Source organism: Nocardioides sp. Soil796, assembly GCF_001429525.1.
GTDB lineage: Bacteria > Actinomycetota > Actinomycetes > Propionibacteriales > Nocardioidaceae > Nocardioides.
The window spans coordinates 1-19,343 of sequence record NZ_LMSQ01000001.1; the positions used below are offsets into that span (position 1 = coordinate 1).

Annotated in this window: 10 protein-coding genes; 1 reads left to right on the top strand and 9 read right to left on the bottom strand. The window is 68.7% G+C overall.

What is annotated here, in order from left to right; all coding sequences use genetic code 11:
• Positions 1 to 162: 162 nt before the first annotated feature.
• The 9 genes from ASH02_RS00005 to ASH02_RS00040 form a co-directional block, all read right to left on the bottom strand.
• Positions 163 to 5,352, bottom strand: a complete 5,190-nt coding sequence (locus ASH02_RS00005; RefSeq protein ID WP_057294079.1) for an ExeM/NucH family extracellular endonuclease — start codon at positions 5,350 to 5,352, stop codon at positions 163 to 165.
• A gap of 258 nt (positions 5,353 to 5,610) precedes the next feature.
• Positions 5,611 to 6,213 (bottom strand): CDP-diacylglycerol--glycerol-3-phosphate 3-phosphatidyltransferase, encoded by a 603-nt coding sequence (pgsA, locus tag ASH02_RS00010; protein WP_056678404.1) that lies wholly within the window; start codon positions 6,211 to 6,213, stop codon positions 5,611 to 5,613.
• The gene (gene rimO / locus ASH02_RS00015) at positions 6,213 to 7,712 is read right to left on the bottom strand and encodes a 30S ribosomal protein S12 methylthiotransferase RimO (RefSeq protein WP_057294080.1); all 1,500 of its coding nucleotides are present in this window, start codon (positions 7,710 to 7,712) and stop codon (positions 6,213 to 6,215) included. The genes pgsA and rimO overlap by 1 nt, the downstream gene beginning before the upstream one ends.
• Before the next feature lie 150 nt (positions 7,713 to 7,862).
• A complete protein-coding gene (locus ASH02_RS27335; RefSeq protein WP_057294081.1) occupies positions 7,863 to 8,885 on the bottom strand; it encodes a sunset domain-containing protein in 1,023 nt (340 codons plus the stop codon).
• On the bottom strand, positions 8,885 to 9,034 hold the full coding sequence (locus tag ASH02_RS25845) for a hypothetical protein (protein WP_156409672.1): 150 nt from the start codon (positions 9,032 to 9,034) through the stop codon (positions 8,885 to 8,887). Before ASH02_RS25845 ends, ASH02_RS27335 begins: the two co-directional genes overlap by 1 nt.
• 10 nt (positions 9,035 to 9,044) lie before the next feature.
• Positions 9,045 to 9,734, bottom strand: coding sequence for an OmpA family protein (locus ASH02_RS00025; protein WP_162262564.1), 690 nt, complete (start codon positions 9,732 to 9,734; stop codon positions 9,045 to 9,047).
• 244 nt (positions 9,735 to 9,978) lie between these two features.
• Positions 9,979 to 11,616 carry an AMP-binding protein gene (locus ASH02_RS00030; protein WP_057294083.1) on the bottom strand — a complete coding sequence of 546 codons (1,638 nt, stop codon included), beginning with the start codon at positions 11,614 to 11,616 and terminating at the stop codon, positions 9,979 to 9,981.
• A gap of 76 nt (positions 11,617 to 11,692) precedes the next feature.
• Entirely contained in the window at positions 11,693 to 13,528 is a 1,836-nt protein-coding gene (locus ASH02_RS00035; RefSeq protein WP_156409673.1) for a helix-turn-helix domain-containing protein, read from the bottom strand.
• 26 nt (positions 13,529 to 13,554) lie between these two features.
• The gene (locus tag ASH02_RS00040) at positions 13,555 to 16,131 is read right to left on the bottom strand and encodes a DNA translocase FtsK (RefSeq protein ID WP_082620760.1); all 2,577 of its coding nucleotides are present in this window, start codon (positions 16,129 to 16,131) and stop codon (positions 13,555 to 13,557) included.
• Positions 16,132 to 16,299: 168 nt separating this feature from the next.
• Here ASH02_RS00040 and ASH02_RS27340 point away from each other — a divergent pair, with 168 nt between their 5' ends.
• Positions 16,300 to 19,152 (top strand): M4 family metallopeptidase, encoded by a 2,853-nt coding sequence (locus ASH02_RS27340; RefSeq protein ID WP_057294086.1) that lies wholly within the window; start codon positions 16,300 to 16,302, stop codon positions 19,150 to 19,152.
• Positions 19,153 to 19,343: the final 191 nt, after the last annotated feature.

Here is a 19,343-nt window from a genome sequence, read left to right on the forward strand (position 1 = left end):
CGAAGCCTGCTCGAGACCGGCGGCTTCAGACCCCAACTTCTACACCCCCGATTGGGATGAGCCATCAAAAACACACGGTTCGCGCAGAAGACAGCCGGCGCCCGGGAGAGGAGATCCCCCGGACGCCGGCTGGGTGGTGCTACAGCGTGACCATCTGCGTGACTACTTCACGACCCGGATCGTGACCGTCTTGCTCACCGGGTTGTTGAGTGCGTTGCCGGCGTACTTCACGACCGCCTTCTTCGCACCCGTGGTCGGGAACTTCGCCAGCGTGATCGTGGCCCGGCCGCCGGAGAGCGACCTGGCGTACGTCCTGCCGCCGACCTTGACCGTCACCTTGCCGGCCACGACCTGCCCGGCCGCCTTCAGCGTCACGGTGACGTTGGCCGCCGTCCTCTTCGCGTGGATCACGCGAGGCCCGACGGTGACGGTCATCCTGGGCGTGGCCTTCACGACGGTGACCTCGTGCAGGGTGTACGCCGACTTGGTGTGGTCGTCGCCGATGTAGAGCACGTGGATCGTGTGCTTGCCGACCGTGTTGAACGGGTTGACCGCCAGGCGCGCCTTGCCGTTGACCAGTTCGGCCGCCGTGGTGAGCTCACCGTCGACGTACACACCCACGTAGCCGGTCGGCGTGAAGCCGAGCGCCGTGACCGTAGTGTCGATGATGATGCGACCCGACTTGACCACCGGCTTGGTGGTGCTCAGCTTGCTGGTCACCAACGGAACGGCCTTGGTGACCTTCACCTGGATCGTGGTCTCGGAGGCCAGGTTCTGCTCGTCACCCGCGAAGCGGACGGTGAGCGTGTTGTTGCCCATGTCGAGACCCAGGGTGTCGAACTGCACCGTGGCCGAGCCGTCGGTCAACGTGCCGGTTCCGATGACCTCGTCGTCGAACAGCACCTCGACCTCGCCGGTCGTGGGGTTGGCGGAGGTCAGTTCGGCGACCACCTCACCCGTGCTGCCGTAGGCGACGTCGTCGGCCTCTGCCGTGATGCTGGTCGGCGTGGGAGCCAACGGCAGACCGACCTGGGTCAGCGTCGGGTCGGCCACCGCGCCGACCGTCCACGTGCCCTGGAGGTCGGCCGGAGCGGTGAACGCCACCGTGGCCGAACCGTCGGTCACCGGGAACGTGCCCATCGGCACCGAGTCGGTGTCGTTGCGCAGGAACACGCGCAGCTCGGTGTTGTCCGGGCTGCCACCCGACGTCAGGTCGAGGTTCGACAGCGTGAACGAGACCTCGTCACCGGCCGAGACGCTGGCGGGGAGGCCGCTCTCGACGACCTGCTGACGCGCGAAGTCCGGGGCGACCGGCTTGTGGCCCTGGAGGTAGCTGATCCACAGGTCGCGGTCGACCAGGCCGGTGTCGCTGGCCTGACCGTCGGTGAAGGCGAAGAAGTTGTCTCCACCTGCTGCCAGGAACGAGAACGTCGACACGGTGTACGTCGCCGTGGGGTCGAGTGCCACACCGTCGATGATCACCGACGTGATGCGCGAGCCTCGCGGCTTGGTGGCGTCCTGCGTGACCCGGACGTTGTCCGAGAGGCCCAGCGCCAGGAACGGACGCGAGGCGCCGTCGGGCTGCCACTGCTGCTCGAGGATCTCCTTCAGCTGTGCACCGGTCACGTCGACCAGCGACACGTTGTTGACGAACGGCAGCACGGCGTTGGCCTCGGCGTAGGTGACCACGCCATCGGTGTTGGCCGGGTTGCCCGCCGTGTTGCCGGCGTACGTCATGTCGGCACGCAGGCCACCCGGGTTGACGATGCCGAGGTCGGCCTCGAAGTCGGAGGGCAGGCCGTCGCGCAGGGCGTTGCCGACCAGGTCACCGAGCGTCGACTCGGCGGCACGGTCCTCGGCCCCCGCCGGGGTCTTGGCCCGGGTGATGTCGGCGGTCACCTCACCGACCGGCTGGTTGCCGATCTCGGCGGCGTGCGCGATGGCGGCGTCGACGATCGTCTTGACCTGGGCCACTCGCGGGTACGCCGCGACCAGATCGGCGTCCGGCACGGTCGTGCGGGCCACGTTGCGCGACTGGTAGGAGACGACGTCGCCGGTCGCGGAGTCCACCGTGAGCGAGACCTGGCCCACGTTGTCGGCGTACTGCCCGGTCTGGATGATCGGGCGGGTGACACCGGCCTGGCCGGGGACCGGAGCGTCCCAGGCGTAGGTCTGGTGCGTGTGGCCGTTGAAGATCACGTCGACGGACGCGTCGAGGTTGGCCATCTCGGCGAACTCGCCGCCCTTGGCGATCTCGTCCTCGTAGCTGGAACCGACACCCTGCGTGGCGCCCGCGTGGAAGCTGGCGATGATCACGTCGGCCTCCCCGTTGGCGTCGTCGCCGTCGCTGAGCTCACCGGCGACCCGGTTGACCGCCTCGACGGGGTCGCCGAAGTCGATGTCGACGATGCCGGCGGGGCTGACCAGCGAAGAGGTCTCCTCGGTCACGGCACCGACCACGGCGACGGTGACACCGTCGACCTCGAAGGTGGCGTACTCCGGGAGCACCGGGTCGGTCGTGCCCTTGGCGTAGACGTTGGCGCCGAGGTAGTCCCAGTTGGCGTTGCGGGCGTTGTCCGGACCGATCACGCGGTCGCGCAGGTCGGGCCAGCCCTTGTCGAACTCGTGGTTGCCGACCGCGGACGCGTCGAGGCCGAGCGCGTTCATCACGTCGATGGTCGGCTGGTCGCCGTCCACCGCCGACGCGAACTCGGAGGCACCGATGAGGTCACCGGCACCCACCATCAGCGTGCTGTCGGCACCGCCCTGCTCGGTCAGCTGCTCGACCGTGCCGGCCCACTTCACCGTGTTGGCGTTGATGCGGCCGTGGAAGTCGTTGACCCCCAGCAGGTTGAGCGTGACCTCGCCCGCGACCGGGGTGTCGTCGGCGGAGATGCCGACGATCTCGGGGTCGTGGTCGGAGCTGCGGTAGACGTTGGGCTCGTAGAAGTCCGTCACGTTGTAGTTGTGACGGCTGTACTCGAAGGCCACCGACTCGCCGGAGTTGATGTTCCAGACGTCGGCGCCCTGGACGGTCGCGAGAGCGGCGTCGTTGGCGAGCACGTGGTCCAACGAGCCGGAGAGCCCGCTGAAGCTGTACGTCGACTCACCGGGGGTGTTCGACTCGACGTTGGTGAACCCGCCGTCGTACAGAACGTGCATCGGGTCTTCTTCGGTGTAGGAGTTGAAGTCTCCGGTGAGGAAGACCTTCTCCGTGCCGCGGGCGGCCGCGAACTCGTCGGCGAACGTCAACAGCGACGCGGCCTGACGGGTGCGGTCGCCGTTCCAGCCGCCCTGGCCGTCACCGGAGTCGGCGTTGTCGCCAGTGCCGGGGCTGCCCTTGGACTTGAAGTGGTTGACGATCACCGCGAACGCGGCGGATTCGGCAGCGCCGGCGGGCTTGAAGGCCTGGCCCATGGGCTCACGGGCGTTGGCGAAGTCGGCGTTGCCGACCAGCACCTCGGAGGCACCGACCAGGTCGACGCTCGCGGGCTTGTAGATGAACGCCGTGCGGATCACGTCCTGCTCGGCGGTCGGCGGCAGGTCGGCCGCCGCGGGCGACGGGGCGAAGGCCCAGACGTCGGAACCGGCGGCGGCGTTCAGCGCGTCGACCAGGGTGGAGAGGGCGTCGTCACGGTCGGCCTCGCCGAGGGCGACCGAGTTCTCGATCTCCTCCAGTGACACGACGTCGGCGCCGAGGGCGTTGATGGCGGCGACGATCTTCGTCTGCTGGCGCTCGAGGTCCTCGGCCTCGGCGGCACCACGCGGACCGTTGTTGGCGCAGGTGTTGTCGGTGACGGGGTCACCGGCGCGGTCGTTGTAGTAGGTGCAGCCGGGAGCCCAGTCGACACCGAGCGTGTTGAAGTAGTTCAGCACGTTGAAGGTGGCGATGTGCAGGTCGCCGTCGACGGCCTCGGGGGCCGGCGTACGCGTGTTGGTGAAGGTCGCCGTGGAGGCACCGTTGTCGGTGACCTGTGCGGTCGGCTGGAACTTCCACACGTTGTTGCGGTACTCGAGGATCACCGGGCCGGTCAGGGTCGCGGTCGCGCCGACCCGTACCGGGTTCGCCTTAGAGATCCACGGCAGGGCGGTCCCCTGGTTCTCCGCGCTGAAGAAGTTCAGGCTCGCTCCGTCGTCGAGCACGACACCCCGGGCGAGGTTGTCGGCCTTGACGGCGTCGGCCTCCGGGGTGCCCGGGCGGGCGACGTCGGTCCACTGGATCAGCGGCTTGGTGCCGGTGGCCAGGCCGAGCTCGCCGTACTGGTTGGAGGAGTAGGTGTTGGAGACCGTGAACGTGTCGGTGGGAGCGAGCAGCTCGCCCTCGTGTGCCTCGCGGTCGGCCTCGGTGGTCGGGTACGCCGCGGCGAGCGGGGTGACCGGGTCGTGTGCGTCGGGCAGCACCGTCACGTCGGCCGCAGCCGCCGGGGTGATCTCGGTCGTGCCGTTGAACTCGGAGACCAGGCCCTTGACCTCGACCAGGTCGCCCACGGCGAGCGTGGACTCGTCGACGTTGGGCCCGTAGACGAAGACCGCGTCGGAGGCGCCCGGGGTGGCGTCGGTGGCGCCTCCCGTGCCGGCGGTCTGGATGTAGAAGCCGTTCAGGCCGCCCGCGGGGTACGTCGCGGTGACGACACCCTGGGTGGTGACGATGTCGTCGACGTGCGGCGAGGTGGCCGTCGTGCCCTGGACCTCGGCGATGCTGGCGTCGACCTCGGCCGGCGGCTCGGGCTCGACGTAGACCGTGCCCGGCGTCGGGACCGAAGCGATGAAGTCAGCCGAGTTGTCGTTGGTGTCGGCGTTCTCAGCGTCGCGGGTGGCGGACGTGCCGTTTGCCGTGGCCGGCGCCTTCGCGGTCTCGAAGCTGGTGGTCGTGCTCCCCCAGCCGAGGAAGTCGACGACCGCCGGGTTCGTGACGTTGCCGGTACCGGGATCGATGCCCGTGGTTCCGTCAGCGAGGAAGACCTGCCCGCCGGTGCCGGAGAGGTTCAGCGTCGACGTGGCATCGGGAGTGTTGGGCAGGGCGACGCCGTTGGCGCCACCGCCTCCTTGAACCACGTAGTACCCGCCCGCGGGGACGTTCGCTCCCGCGGGGAAGGGGAAGACATTGCCCGAAGCCGTCGTGCTGGTGGCGGAACGGTACTGAAGGCTCTTGCCGGTCAGCACGATCGGTTCGGCGGTCGGGTTGTGGATCTCGATGAAGTCGACGTTGTAGGCGGCGCCAGAGTTGCCGCCTCCGCCGTACGCCTCGCTGATGACGAGGCCGCTGCCGTCGGGGGCGGCGGATGCGGACGGGGCAATGGCAAGCGTCGTACCCACCAGTGCGAACGCGGAAATGGCAGCCAGCGCAGACATGCGCGGCCGCCGGGTCAGGCCAGACAATGGGACTCCCAGGAACGTCTCGGACAGAACGGTCAGGGGAAGTGCCAGCCCGAACTGGCATATGACCGGGATTGGTCATGTTGCCCCATCATCCGCAACGTGACCAGCGTTACCGGCAAACTTTCGGTAACACCCTGATGCACGATCAATCTTCCGGGACCGGCCTGTGTTCATCACCGGGAGAAGCACGACAATTGCGGCAAGGTCTGCCCTTGACAGGGCCCTGCGAGCTCAGGCGGAGGTGCGCATCTGGTGCCGTTGGCGCCAGGCGTCACGGAAGAACTCGTAGCCCGACCAGAGCGTCATCGCGACCGCACCCGCCAGCAGCACCTGGCTGATGTAGAACAGCACGTCGCCGGGCACGTCGAGCGCACCGTCGACCTGGCGCAGGGGCAGGCAGAGCCCGGAGAGCGCGAGGGCCTGCAGCACGGTCTTGATCTTGCCGCTCTGGGCGGCAGCGATGACCACGTTCTTCATGATCGAGAGCCGGAGCAGCGTGACGCTCCACTCCCGGACCAGCACCACGATGGTCACGATCCACCAGATGTCGCCGACGACCGAGAGCCCGATGAAGGCCATGCCGGTGATCGCCTTGTCGGCGATCGGGTCGGCGATCTTGCCGAAGTCCGTGACCAGGTTGCGGGCCCGCGCGATGTCACCGTCGACCTTGTCGGTGATCATGGCGGCCACGAACAGCGCGAAGGCGACCAGACGCCAGGTGATCGAGTCGCCGCCGTCGTGGAGCAGTGCCCAGCCGAAGAACGGAACCATGAGGATCCGCAGGGTGGTCAACGCGTTGGGCACGTTCCAGTTGCTGGCGGTGGCGTCGGTCATCAGGCCCCATCCTTCGTGCCGCTCGTCGTCGCAATCAGGTCCACGCCGTCTGTGCCGGTGACCGTCGCTGTGATGATGTCACCCACTGCCACACCGGCGGGCGCCTGCTCGATGAGGGTGGTTCCGTCGACCTCGGGCCCCTGGTGCGCTGCCCGGCCTTCGGCGCCGCCGTCGACCAGGGTCTCCACGAGTACGTCGACGGAGCTGCCGATGCGCTCCTCGGCCCGTTGGCCGTTCAGCTCCTCGACCAGAGCGGTCACGTGCTCGGTGCGCTCACGGACCTCGTCGGGGTCGAGCTTGCCGTCGAAGGACTCGGCCTCGGTGCCGTCCTCGTCGGAGTAGCCGAAGACGCCGGTCACGTCCATGCGCGCGGCCTCGAGGAAGTCGCACAGGGTCTGGAGGTCGTCCTCGGTCTCACCGGGGAAGCCGACGATGACGTTGGACCGGACGCCGGCCTCGGGTGAGATCTCGCGGATCTGCTCGAGCAGTCCGAGGAAGCTCTCGGGGTCACCGAAGCGACGCATCCGCCGGAGGACAGTCGCCGACGCGTGCTGGAAGGAGAGGTCGAAGTAGGGCACGACGCCCCGGGTGCCGGCGATCGTCTGGATCAGTCCGGGTCGCGTCTCGGCCGGCTGCAGGTAGGAGACCCGCACCCGCTCGACACCGTCGACCGCGGCGAGCTCGGGCAGCAGTGTCTCGAGCAGGCGGAGGTCGCCGAGGTCCTTGCCGTAGGACGTGGAGTTCTCGCTGACCAGGAAGAGCTCCTTGACGCCCTGGCCGCCCAGCCACTGGGCCTCCTGCAGCACGTCGCTCGGGCGGCGGCTGACGAACGAGCCACGGAAGCTGGGGATCGCGCAGAACGAGCACCGACGGTCGCAGCCGCTGGCCAGCTTCAGTGGTGCCATCGGTCCACCGTCGAGGCGTCGGCGTACGGCACGGGGGCCGGAGGCGGGCGCCTGGTCGGCGGTCAGGTCGGGCGCGTCGATCGTGGGGGCCGCACCGTGCCCGGGGACGCTGACGCCCGTGGCGTCGCGCTCCACCGGGCTGATCGGCAGCAACAGGCGACGGTCGGACGGGGTGTGTGCCGCGTGCGACTCCCCCGCCACGATCGAACGGAGTCGGGCCGCGATGTCCGGGTAGTCGTCGAAGCCCAGGACCGCGTCGGCCTCGGGCAGGCTCTCGGCGAGGTCCTTGCCGTAGCGCTCGGCGAGGCAGCCGACGGCGACGACGGCCTGGGTGCGGCCACCCTTGCCGGCCGACGCCTTGAGGTCCGCGGCCTGGAGGAGGGTGTCGACGGAGTCCTTCTTCGCCGCCTCGACGAAGCCGCAGGTGTTGACCACGACGGTGTCGGCGTCCTCGGGGTCGTCGACGAGGCGGAAGCCGTCGGCCTCAAGTCGTCCGGCCAACTCCTCGGAGTCGACCTCGTTGCGGGCACAACCGAGGGTCACCATCGCCACGGACAGGAGTCCGTCGCCGGGGCGGGTCTGTGAAGTCGTCATGGTTGCGTCCGAGTATGCCGGTCCGGAGCGGTCCGGGCACCTTTCCGGACCCCCTCCACCACGGTGAGGACGGTCACGCAGCGTACGACGACGGCCCCGGAGCACCATGCAGAACTGGTGTCCGGGGCCGTCGCTGGCACTGCCAGGTGCTCAGTCGTCCCAGCGGGCGAAGCCAGCGGCGCGCGCCGCGTCCTCGGAGTCGAACCACACCTCGGCAACCGTGCGACCGAAGTACGGCGACTCCTCGGTGTGGAACTTCATCGAGTCCGCGTTCCCCTTGATCGAGAACGCACCACCCGGGGACGCGCCACCGTCCAACGGATCCGCGGAACCCGGACCATGTGCACTCTCCCGGATCGACGCGTCCGCGTCGCCGGCGTGCGCACCGGCCACAGTCGCCGCTCCGGCACCACCTGCGGCGCCCGCAGTGCCAGCAGTGCCCGCAGTGCCGGCGGCAGCGGCATCACCCGTGGCGGCATCACCCGACGTGGCGGTGTCCGAAGTCGACCAGGAGTTGGCTCGGGCGTCGGTGGAGCCGGTGCCGGCTCCGGCGTCGTCGGAATCCTTGACGGGGTCCGGATCACCGGCATGGGCTCCGGCCAGGGTCGCTGCCCCGGCTCCCCCGACCGCACCCGCACCGGCGGCACCGGCCGCAGTGCCCGAGTCGTACGTGCCGGAGTCGTACGTCGACTCCGGCTCTACGTCAGTGGAGGCGTGGTCAGCGCCAGTCCCGGCATCGGTGGAGGCATGGTCAGCGCCGGTCCCGGCGTCGTAGGAATCCTCGACGGGGTCCGGATCACCGGCATGGGCTCCGGCCAGGGTCGCTGCCCCGGCACCCCCGACAACACCCGCACCCGCGGCACCGGCCGCAGTGCCCGAGTCGTAAGTGCCGGAGTCGTACGTCGACTCCTGCTCGGCGTACGACGTCGGCTCCAGAGCCGGCTCCTCGCCGGAGTCGGTGGAGTGCGCGGAGTCGGACGCGGAGGACCGGTCACCGACCAGGGTGGCCGCGCCGGAACCGCCGACTGCCCCCGCACCTGCTCCGGCGGCGACGCCGCGACTCGTGACGGAGCTGACCTCCACCTTGCGCAAGGTCAGGAACAGCGTGATCAGGGCGCCGAGCAGTGCAGCGAGCACCACCCAGAGCCAGTTCTCTCCCAGCAACCAGCCCATCAGAGTGCTCCTCCAGCCCTGGCGCCGGTCCCGGCCTCCAGATCGTCGACGTGCGGAAGTGCGACCTTGACGATCACGTAGGTGATCAGCGCCCCGACCAGGAAGCCGATCAGGATCAGGAACCACAGTTGTCCAAGCAGCCACATCATGTCGTTCTCCTCACTGAACCGTGATGTCGGCGAACCGGTTGAGATCCCGGCCCTCCTGGGTGGAGTTGTCACCGATCGGGTCGTCGGCACCGACGCCCTCGGCGGTGGTCACCGTGACGCCTGCCGCCTCGAGGACCGCGGCGACCGCGTCGGCACGCCCCTGCGAGAGCGGGCTGGTCGGGCGGGCCCGGTCGTCGGTGTGGCCCGTGACCGCGACGGAGGCGCCGCACTCACCGAGCAGCGTAGCCACCTTGTCGACCTGTGCGGCCTCTTTGCCGGCCAGGTCGGCTGCCTTCTCACCGAAGGCGACCATGTTCGGGCCGAGTGCCTTGTCGACCTGGCCCTGGAGGGCGGCACAGTCGGGAGCCGCACCGGCTCCGCTGCCCCCGGAGGGTTCCTCGGACGGCTCCTCGGAGGCGTCGCCCGTGGTGTCGCCCGTGGTGTCACCGGTGGTGTCACCGACGGCCGTCACGCCTTCCACGTCCGCGACACGGACGCCGTCGACGTCCTTGACGAGGCCCTCCACGTCGGTCGATCCGGTGCCGCTCGCCTTGGCGAGGTCGACCGTGCCGTCGCGGCCCTCGAAGTCGACCTGGGCACCGGTGATGCCCTTGTCCTCAAGTGCTGCTTGCGTGCGCTCCTTGAGGTCCGACTCCGTGTCACCACGGCCGATGGCGAACGCGAGTGCCGCCAACAACAAGGGGACAAGCAAAAGGGCGAGCCACCAAGGCCCGCCCAAATTTCTGTGTCCCCACCGAGTATCGCGATCAACGCGTCCCGACTGTCTTGAATTCACCATGAGGTCTCCCGAGTTAGTTGGATACAAGACCTTTCCAACTCAGGAACCTAGTCCGTTTTCTGACAGTTTGACCAGACCTGTCGAGCAAGTCGTCCTCCGGCGTGTCGCCGGAGGACGTCGTTCAAAGGCGCTGGCGCAGGTCCGGCTAGCTGCCGAGACCGAGCTGCTGGATCGCGTGCTCGCGCATCTCGACCTTGCGCACCTTGCCGGTCACGGTCATCGGGAACTCGTCGACCACACTGACGTAGCGGGGCACCTTGTAGTGCGCCAGTTTCCCCTTGCAGAACGCCCGCAGGGACTCGGCATCGAGCGGCTCGGCACCTTCCCGCATCCGCAGCCAGGCCATCAGCTCCTCGCCGTACTTCTCGTCGGGTACCCCGATCACCTGGGCGTCGAGGATGTCGGGGTGGGTGTAGAGGAACTCCTCGATCTCACGCGGGTAGATGTTCTCGCCGCCACGGATCACCATGTCCTTGATCCGGCCGGTGATGGCGAGGTTGCCGTCCTCGTCCATGACCGCCAGGTCGCCGGTGTGCATCCAGCCGTCGATCAAGACCTCGTCGGTCTTCTCCTGGTCGTTCCAGTAGCCCAGCATCACCGAGTAGCCCTTGGTGGCGAACTCACCGGTCTCGCCACGGGGCAGCGTCTCGCCGGTGACCGGGTCGATCACCTTGACCTCGAGGTGTGCGCCGACACTGCCCACGGTGCCGACCTTGACGTCGAACGGGTCGTCGGGGGTGGTCTGCGTCGAGACCGGGGACGTCTCGGTCATGCCGTAGCAGATCGTCATGTCGCGCACCCCGGCGTCGAGCACCTTGCGCATCATCTCGGCAGGACACGGCGAACCGGCCATGATGCCCGTGCGCAACGACGAGATGTCGTACGTCGAGAAGTCCGGCAGTGACCACATCGCGATGAACATCGTCGGTACGCCGTACAACGACGTACACCGCTCGGAGTCGACGGCGTGCAGGGTGAGCTCCGGGTCGAATCCGGGGGCCGGGATCACCATGCAGGCGCCATGCGTGGTGGCCGCGAGGTTGCCCATCACCATGCCGAAGCAGTGGTAGAAGGGCACGGGAATGCAGATGCGGTCCTGCTCCGTGTAGGCACAGCCGCGGCCGACGAAGTACCCGTTGTTGAGGATGTTGCGGTGGCTGAGCGTCGCCCCCTTGGGGAAACCCGTCGTACCCGAGGTGTACTGGATGTTGATCGGATCGGTGGGCGACAGGGTCGCCTGCACCTCCGCAACCCGGTCCGGCTCGACCTCGGTGGCCCCGGCGACCAGGTCGTCCCACGAGGACTGGCCGATCACCACGACCCGCTCGAGGCTGGCGCAGTCACCGCGCACCTCATCGACCATCGCCGGGTAGTCGCTGGTCTTGAACGACTCGGCCACCACCATCGTGGAGATGCCGGCCTGGTTGATCACGTAGGCGACCTCGTGGGTGCGGTAGGCCGGGTTCACGTTGACCAGCACGGCACCGATCTTCGCGGTGGCGTACTGCACCAACGTCCACTCGGGACAGTTCGGAGCCCAGATGCCGACCCGGTCACCGGTCTGCACGCCGGCGGCGAGGAGACCACGTGCGAGCTCGAGGACGGCCGAGGAGAACTCGGCGTAGGTCCACCGACGGCCGCTGACCACGTCGACCAGGGCATCGCGCTCGGCGTGCGTCGAGGCGGAGGCGTCGAAGTTGTCGCCGATCGTCTGCTCGAGGAGTGGCACCGAGGTCGAACCGACGGTGTGGCTGGGCACGGGAGATGAAGTTTCCTGACTCACGACTTCATCCTGCCCCAGACCCTCGACGGCGCAACAGCAACTGCCGCGCCGTCGAGGCAATATGTCCAGAAGTTGATCAGTTCTGGACGCGATAGGTCTTGTTGGTGGCCTTGCCGTCCGGGCCCAGGGCCCCGCGTTCCTTGCCGTCGATCTCGACGTCGATCGCTCCGCCGTCGGAGGCCTCGACCCGCACCGGCGCGAGCACGTCGATGCGGTGCACGTCGCCGTAGACCACGTCCTGGTCGAAGATGAGCTTGCCCTTGCCGTTGCGCACCTTCAGGTGGGCCGAACCGTCGGCGGTCACCTTGAGCGTCACGTTCTCGACGGTCGGAGCGGTCTGGTTGGGGCCGTCGGAGCCGTTCAGGATCGGGGCCGGGCTCTGCAGCTCGACCGGGGTATCCATGATCAGCCGGGCGATCGACCAGGCCAGCACGAGCGTCATGATCGCCGCGATCAGGATCGACCAGTTCGGCCCGCCCCTGGTGGACCGGATGCCACCGCTCGAGCCGGTCGCGAGGTCCGCCTCGAACACCTTGCGGGGGTTGATCGGGGCGTTGGCGTAGCGCTCGTCGTAGGCGGTGAGCAGCGGCGCCACCTCGAGCCCCAGGACACGGGACAGGGTGCGGAGGTGGCCCCGCGCGTAGAAGTCGCCACCACACGGCACGAAGTCGTCCACCTCGATGGACTCGATGACGTGTGGCCGGATGCGGGTGCGTTCGGCCAGTGCGTCGACAGTCAGGCCGATGCGGGTGCGGGCCGCGGTGATCTCGGGGCCGATGACCGGCTCCACCGCCGGCTCGACGGTGAAGTCGTCGATCACCAGTGGCTCGATGTTGTGCTTCATCGTGGCGATCGGGCGCACCCGGTCACCCCAGACACTGTTCTCCTCGACCAGCGGCACACTGCCCTGGCGTCGGAGCTCGCGACCCTCGGGCAGCTCGCCGCTCGTCTCGTCGTCGGCGGTGTCACGCGCGGTGGCACCCTCGACCCGGAGCCCGGGGTTGCTACGGATCTCGACGCGGGCCACGGGGGCCGGGTCACGTAGCGGGGACGGGGTGGCACTGGCGACCAGGGGCTGGGTCAGCTCCTCGTCGTCGAACGCTGCGTCCTCGTCGGCACGCGCCTCACGACGCCCCGCGACCCGGTCGGCCAGTCCTGCCTTGAAGGCGCCGAACGCCGTGGCCATGCGGGAACCGAGCGGCTCCCGGTCGGTGTCGTCGTCTTGGTCGGCCTCGTCCTCGAGTGCGACCTGCGGTGTCTCGTCGTACGACGAGGGGTGGGCGTGGTCTTCGGTCTGTTCGTCTGCTGCCTCGACCGCAGACTCGTCGGAGCCGTCGAGCTCGTCCTCGACGACGGGCTCGGGCTCGACCACGCGGGTCGCTCCCCCGGCGAGCTGGCGCAGCGCCGTGGTGAGGTCTTCGGTGAGTCCGGGGACCCGGGTCGTGAGCCCCAGGGGCAGGGCGAGGGGTGCGCCGTACAGCTTCTCGCTGATCAGGCTCTGCCGGCGGCCGGGACCGTCGAGCTCGGCACGCACCCGGTCGGGGTTGTGCGGCACCAGCACGAGCTTGCCGTCGCGCAGCAGTCCACGGCGCGGCGTGTGCTCGACGGCAGCAAGAGCGCCCCAGGGCAGCCCTCGCCAGGCTTTGCCCAGCCGGAGTCGGACGCCTTGGCTGTCGGCGACCATCAAGGGCGTGCGGGCGTCGACGAAGGCGTGCAGCCACACGCCGCCGACCAGGGCCATCACGGCGAAGATCACCCAGTCGAGGGTCGCGCCGGTCTGCACGGCACGTCCGAGGTAGGCGATCGCGACGGCCGAGGCCACCGCACCGATCAGTGCCGCCAGGCCGCCGTTGCGCCGCACCTCGACCACGTCGGGGGCGGCCCCCAACACGCTGCCGGTGGTGTCGTCCACGTCGGTGGCGAACCTTTCCACTGCGCTCACATCTCCCCCTGCAGGGTCGCGATGACTCCGTCGATCTCATCCGGCTTGACCAGCACGTCACGGGCCTTGGATCCCTCGCTGGGACCGACCACGCCGCGACTCTCCATGATGTCCATCAGGCGACCCGCCTTGGCGAAGCCGACCCGCAGCTTGCGTTGCAGCATCGAGGTGGACCCGAACTGCGTCGAGACCACCAGCTCCACTGCCTGCACGACGAGATCGAGGTCGTCGCCGATGTCGTCGTCCAGGTCGCGCTTGCTCTGCGCCGGCGCCGTGACGTCCTCGCGGTACGACGGCTCCAGCTGCTGCTTCACGTGTGAGACGACCGCGGCGACCTCGGCCTCGGTGACCCAGGAGCCCTGGACACGCACGGCCTTGCTGGCGCCCATCGGCAGGAAGAGCCCGTCACCCTGGCCGACCAGCTTCTCGGCGCCCGGCTGGTCGAGGATGACCCGGCTGTCAGAGAGCGACGAGGTCGCGAACGCCAGACGGGACGGGACGTTCGCCTTGATCAGGCCGGTGACCACGTCGACCGAGGGCCGCTGGGTGGCGAGGATCAGGTGGATGCCCGCCGCACGGGCCAGCTGGGTGATGCGGACGATGGCGTCCTCGACGTCACGCGGGGCGACCATCATCAGGTCGGCGAGCTCGTCGACGATCACGCACAGGTAGGGGTACGGCGTCAGCACGCGCTCGCTGCCCGGCGGCACCTCGACCTTGCCGGCACGGACCGCCTTGTTGAAGTCGTCGACGTGACGGAAGCCGAAGTTGGCCAGGTCGTCGTAGCGCATGTCCATCTCGCGCACGACCCACTGGAGTGCCTCGGCGGCCTTCTTGGGGTTCGTGATGATCGGCGTGATCAGGTGCGGAATGCCTTCGTAGGCGTTCAGCTCGACCCGCTTCGGGTCGACCATGATCATGCGCACCTCGTCGGGCGTGGCCCGCATCATCAGTGAGGTGATCATCGAGTTGATGAACGACGACTTTCCCGAACCGGTGGCACCGGCGACCAGGAGGTGCGGCATCTTCGCGAGGTTGGCGACGACGAAACCGCCCTCGACGTCCTTGCCGAGCCCGACCACCATCGGGTGGTGGTCGCTGCGCGCCGTGTTGGAGCGGAGCACGTCACCGAGGGAGACGATCTCCTTGTCCACGTTGGGGATCTCGACACCGATCGCGGACTTGCCGGGGATCGGGCTGAGGATCCGGACGTCGGCCGACGCCACGGCGTAGGCGATGTTCTTCGACAGTGCGGTGACCTTCTCGACCTTGATGCCCGGGCCGAGCTCGACCTCGTAGCGCGTCACGGTCGGGCCACGCATGTAGCCGGTCACCTGTGCGTCGATGCCGAACTCGTCGAGCACCTGGGTGAGCCGGTCGACCACCGCGTCGGAGGCCTTCGACTTCGCCTTGTGCACGGAGCCCGGCTTGAGGTCGTCGCTGCTGGGCAGCGAGTAGGTCACGTCGCCGGAGAGGGCCAGCTGCTCGACCCGCGCCGGCAGCTGGGCGTGCGGCGGGGGCTCGAGGTCGCCCTTGGGGGCAGGCTCCTCGGTCGACTCTTCGAACGGGATCGGGGTGGGCTCGTCGTCCTGCTGGGCCACGTCGAGAGCGTCGAGCTTGCGCCGACGCTTCTTGACCTCGCGGTCCTCCAGGACCGGGGAGTCGTAGGCAGGGTCGCCCATCTCGGGGTCGATCTCGTCGCTTGCGGACTTGCCGCGACGCTTGCGGATCGGCTCGGTGGCCGGCTCTCCGTCGGAGTCGGGCTCCGGGCGGTTGCGACCCAGCATGCGGTCGCGCGCCTCGGCCAGCCTGGCGGGGATCTGGTAGACCGGCGTCGCCGCGATGACCAGCACACCGAAGAGCGCCAGCAGCACAAGAAGGGGTACGACGACGAACGGTGAACGCAGCAGGTCCAGCAGGAGGCTGGAGATCACGAAACCGATGGCCCCGCCGGCCTGCTGGAGGCGCTCGGTGTCGCCCATGACGGGACGCGGGCTGCCGTTGGCGATGTGCACGATGCCGAGCACGCCGAAGGACAGGGCGGCCCAGCCGATCAGCTGGCGACCGACGGGCCCGTTCTGCTCAGGGTCGCGCATGTTGCGCCAGCCGACGTAGACCAGCAGCAGCGGCACGAACCAGGCGAGCTTGCCGACCGATCCGGCGACCGCCGTACGCACGCCGTCCATGACGCCACCCGGGAGCTGCCACCAGACCCCGGCCGCGACGACCACGGCGAGCCCGAAGAGGAACAGGCCGGCGCCGTCGCGGCGCTGCTCCGGTTCAAGGTCGCGGGCACTGCGGCCGATCGAGCGCGCGGTCGCACCGAGGGCGTGGGCGATGCCCAGCCACACGGCCGCGACGGCACCGCCGATCGCCACGAAGGCGCGCGAGATGGGGCCAGGTCCGTTGCGAACTGCTCGAGGTGCCGGGCGCTTCGCCGTGGAGGGCTTGCGCTTCGGGGTCGGCTTTCGTTTGGCCTGGCTGCCGGTACTCCGGGTCCGGGCGCTCGAGCCAGTCCTTGCAGACGTGCTCTTGCTCCGCGAACCCGGCGGGGAAGACGTACGGGTCGCCATGCTCAGGACTCTAGGCGATCGCCACTCCAGTCACATGGATAACAGGATGCGTGTCGCACGATTCGACTCCCGCCCATCTCTGGACCGAGAGGCTCCAACCTCTTAGTGTGACGTGGGTCACGACACACCCCCAGTCGTGACCCCGACCTCGAACTGGAGGGCACCACAGTGAAGTTCCTCAGGCAGGGCCTCGCCCTGGCCGTCGCGGGAGCCGGCCTCGCCGCGCTACCCGGGCTGAGCGCGAGCGCATCCCCCGCGCCGACAGTCGACGACCGCTCGATGGTCCAGAAGATGAAGGATGAAGCCGACGGGCGAGTCAGCTTCACCAAGGAGACGTCAACCGGGAGGGTCGGCTTCGTCAGGGTGGCCCGCACGGGTGACCTGCTGCCCTCCGCCGATGTGAAGGCAACCGACAAGTCGCGTGCGTACCTCGACAAGTACGCACCCGCGTTCGGTGCCACCAGCGACCAGCTGGTGCAGACGCAGGTGGTGCGCAACCGCTACGGCACCACCGTCTCCTACGCCCAGCGCTACAAGGGGCTCGACGTCTTCGGATCCATGGTGCGCGCCCACCTCGACAAGCAGGGCGACCTCACCTCGGTCAACGGCTTCGCCGCCCCCGGCCTCGACCTGTCCGTGACTCCGCGCCTGAGTGCCGGCAAGGCAGGTCAACGCGCCGTGGCCGCAGTCAAGGCCGACCCGCCCGCCCATGGCGGAGAGAAGGCCGACACGGCGGGCCTCAAGGCAGTCAGCACCGATCTGGTCGTCTACCGCACCGGCTCGACACGCGGCGCCGCCGGCAGCAACGTCCTCGCCTACGTCGTGGACGTCTCCAACGGGGCGAACATCCGCGACATGGTCTTCGTCGACGCGAACACCGACAAGCTCGTCAACCGCTACTCGATGGTGCACGACGGACTCGAGCGCCACGTCTACGAGCAGAGCTACGCGCCCGCCTCGCAGGTGTGGCAGGAGGGGGACCCCTACCCGGGCTCCCTCAACGAGGACCAGAAGAACATCGTCGACGCGACCGGTGAGGCCTACTGGTTCTTCCGGAACGGCTTCAACCGCGACTCCTACGACGCGGCGGGGCACAAGATGGAGATCGTCAACAACGACCCCCGCATCTCGTGCCCGAACGCCAACTGGAACGGCACCACCACCAACTACTGCAACGGGGTGACCTCCGACGACGTGGTCGCCCACGAGTGGGGCCACGCCTACACCGAGTACACCCACGGCCTCATCTACCAATGGCAGCCCGGCGCCCTCAACGAGTCCTACTCCGACATCTGGGGCGAGACCGTCGACCTGATCAACAACCGCATGGACGAGGACGAGGGCGACATCGACACCAAGCGTCCCGACAACATGTGCTCCACCCACTCTCCCCTGCCGACCGTCGTGACGATCAACTCCCCTGCGGAGATCGCAAAGGTCTGTGAGGCCGGGCCGGCGGCATTCGGTCCCGAGCTGACCGAGGCCGGCATCACCGGTGACGTCGTGGTCGGACTGGACGACACTGCAGCTCCCGGCCCGTCGACGACCGACGCCTGCTCCCCGTTGAGCAACGGCTCCGCCGTCGCCGGCAAGATCGCGCTCGTCGACCGAGGCGGTTGCGCGTTCACCATCAAGGTCAAGAACGCCCAGGTCGCCGGTGCCACCGGGGTCCTGGTGGCCGACAACGTGGAGGCAGCACCGTCGGGCATGTCCGGTGTCGACGACACCATCACGATCCCGTCGGTGCGCATCCGGCTCAGCGACGGCAACATCATCAAGGGCGGCCTGGCCAACGGCCCGGTCAACGTGACGATGTCCCTCGCCCAGGACGAGCGCTCGGACTCCTTCCGCTGGCTCATGGGCGAGGACAGCCCGGCCTTCGGCGGTGCGATCCGCGACATGTGGTCCCCCACCTGTTACGGGGACCCCGGCAAGGTCTCTGACGCGCAGTACTACTGCGCGACCGACGACGGCGGCGGGGTGCACAGCAACTCGGGTGTGCCGAACCACGCCTACGCACTGACCGTCGACGGTGGCGAGTACAACGGAGTGAGCGTGACCGGAATCGGCCTCACCAAGGCCGCCGCGGTGTACTTCCGCGCCATGGCCGAGTACCAGACACCCGCCACCGACTTCACCGACCACGCCGACTCGTTGGCCCAGGCCTGCACCGACCTGGTCGGCCAGCCGATCAACGAGCTCAGCACGGACCCGGACAGCACTGCGGTGTCCGACCAGGTGATCTCCGCGACCGACTGCGCCACGTTCGACCAGGTCGCCTCCGCGGTCGAACTCCGTGAGGAGCCGGTCCAGTGCAACTTCCAGCCGCTGCTCGACCCGAACGCCCCGTCGCTGTGCGGCGCGGACGCGGAGACGGTGACGGTCTGGTCGGAGGACTTCGAGGACGGACTGGCCGGATGGGACACCGACTCCGAGGTGGTCTACCCGGGTGCCACGGGAGCTCCCTGGGTGGCCACCAACGAGGCGCCTGACCACACCGGCACCGCGGCGTACGGCGTGGCCGACGACCGCGGCCAGTGCGACGGGTCGGCGCAGGACTTCTCGACGCGCGACTCGATCATCAGCCCGGTGATCACGCTGCCGAAGGGCAAGCTCGCGGGGCAGAAGCTGTCCTTCGACCACTACGTGGCCACGGAGACCGGCTTCGACGGTGGCAACGTGAAGTACCGGGTCGGCAAGAAGGCCTGGAAGGTCGTCCCCGCGTCGGCGTACGTGTTCAACGCACCGAGCACGCTGGCGACCGCCGAGGCCGGGAACACCAACCCGCTGGCCGGTGAAGACGGTTTCACCGGCACCGACGGTGGCGTGGTGAACGGGTCCTGGGGCCAGTCCCAGATCAACTTGGCGGCGCTGAAGATCAAGGGTGGGTCGTTCCAGATCCGCTTCGACATCGGCCGCGACGGTTGTGGCGGGATCGACGGTTGGTACGTCGACGACGTCCGGGTGACCCTGTGCCTCGTCGGCAAGGGCATCAAGCCGGCCACCGGGAGGACCGACTGACACACCCTCTGCAGCACAGCGGGCCCCCGCCGGACCTCTTCGGTCGGGGGCCCGCTGTGTCGAGCCGAGAAAGGGAGCTTCCGGCATCCGGGAGATTCAACGGTGACCAACCCGTTATACGGAATCTTCTGTGCGCTCTAGACCTTGGTAGCCACAACTTCTAGTGTGACGCAGGTCATGGGCACACCCCC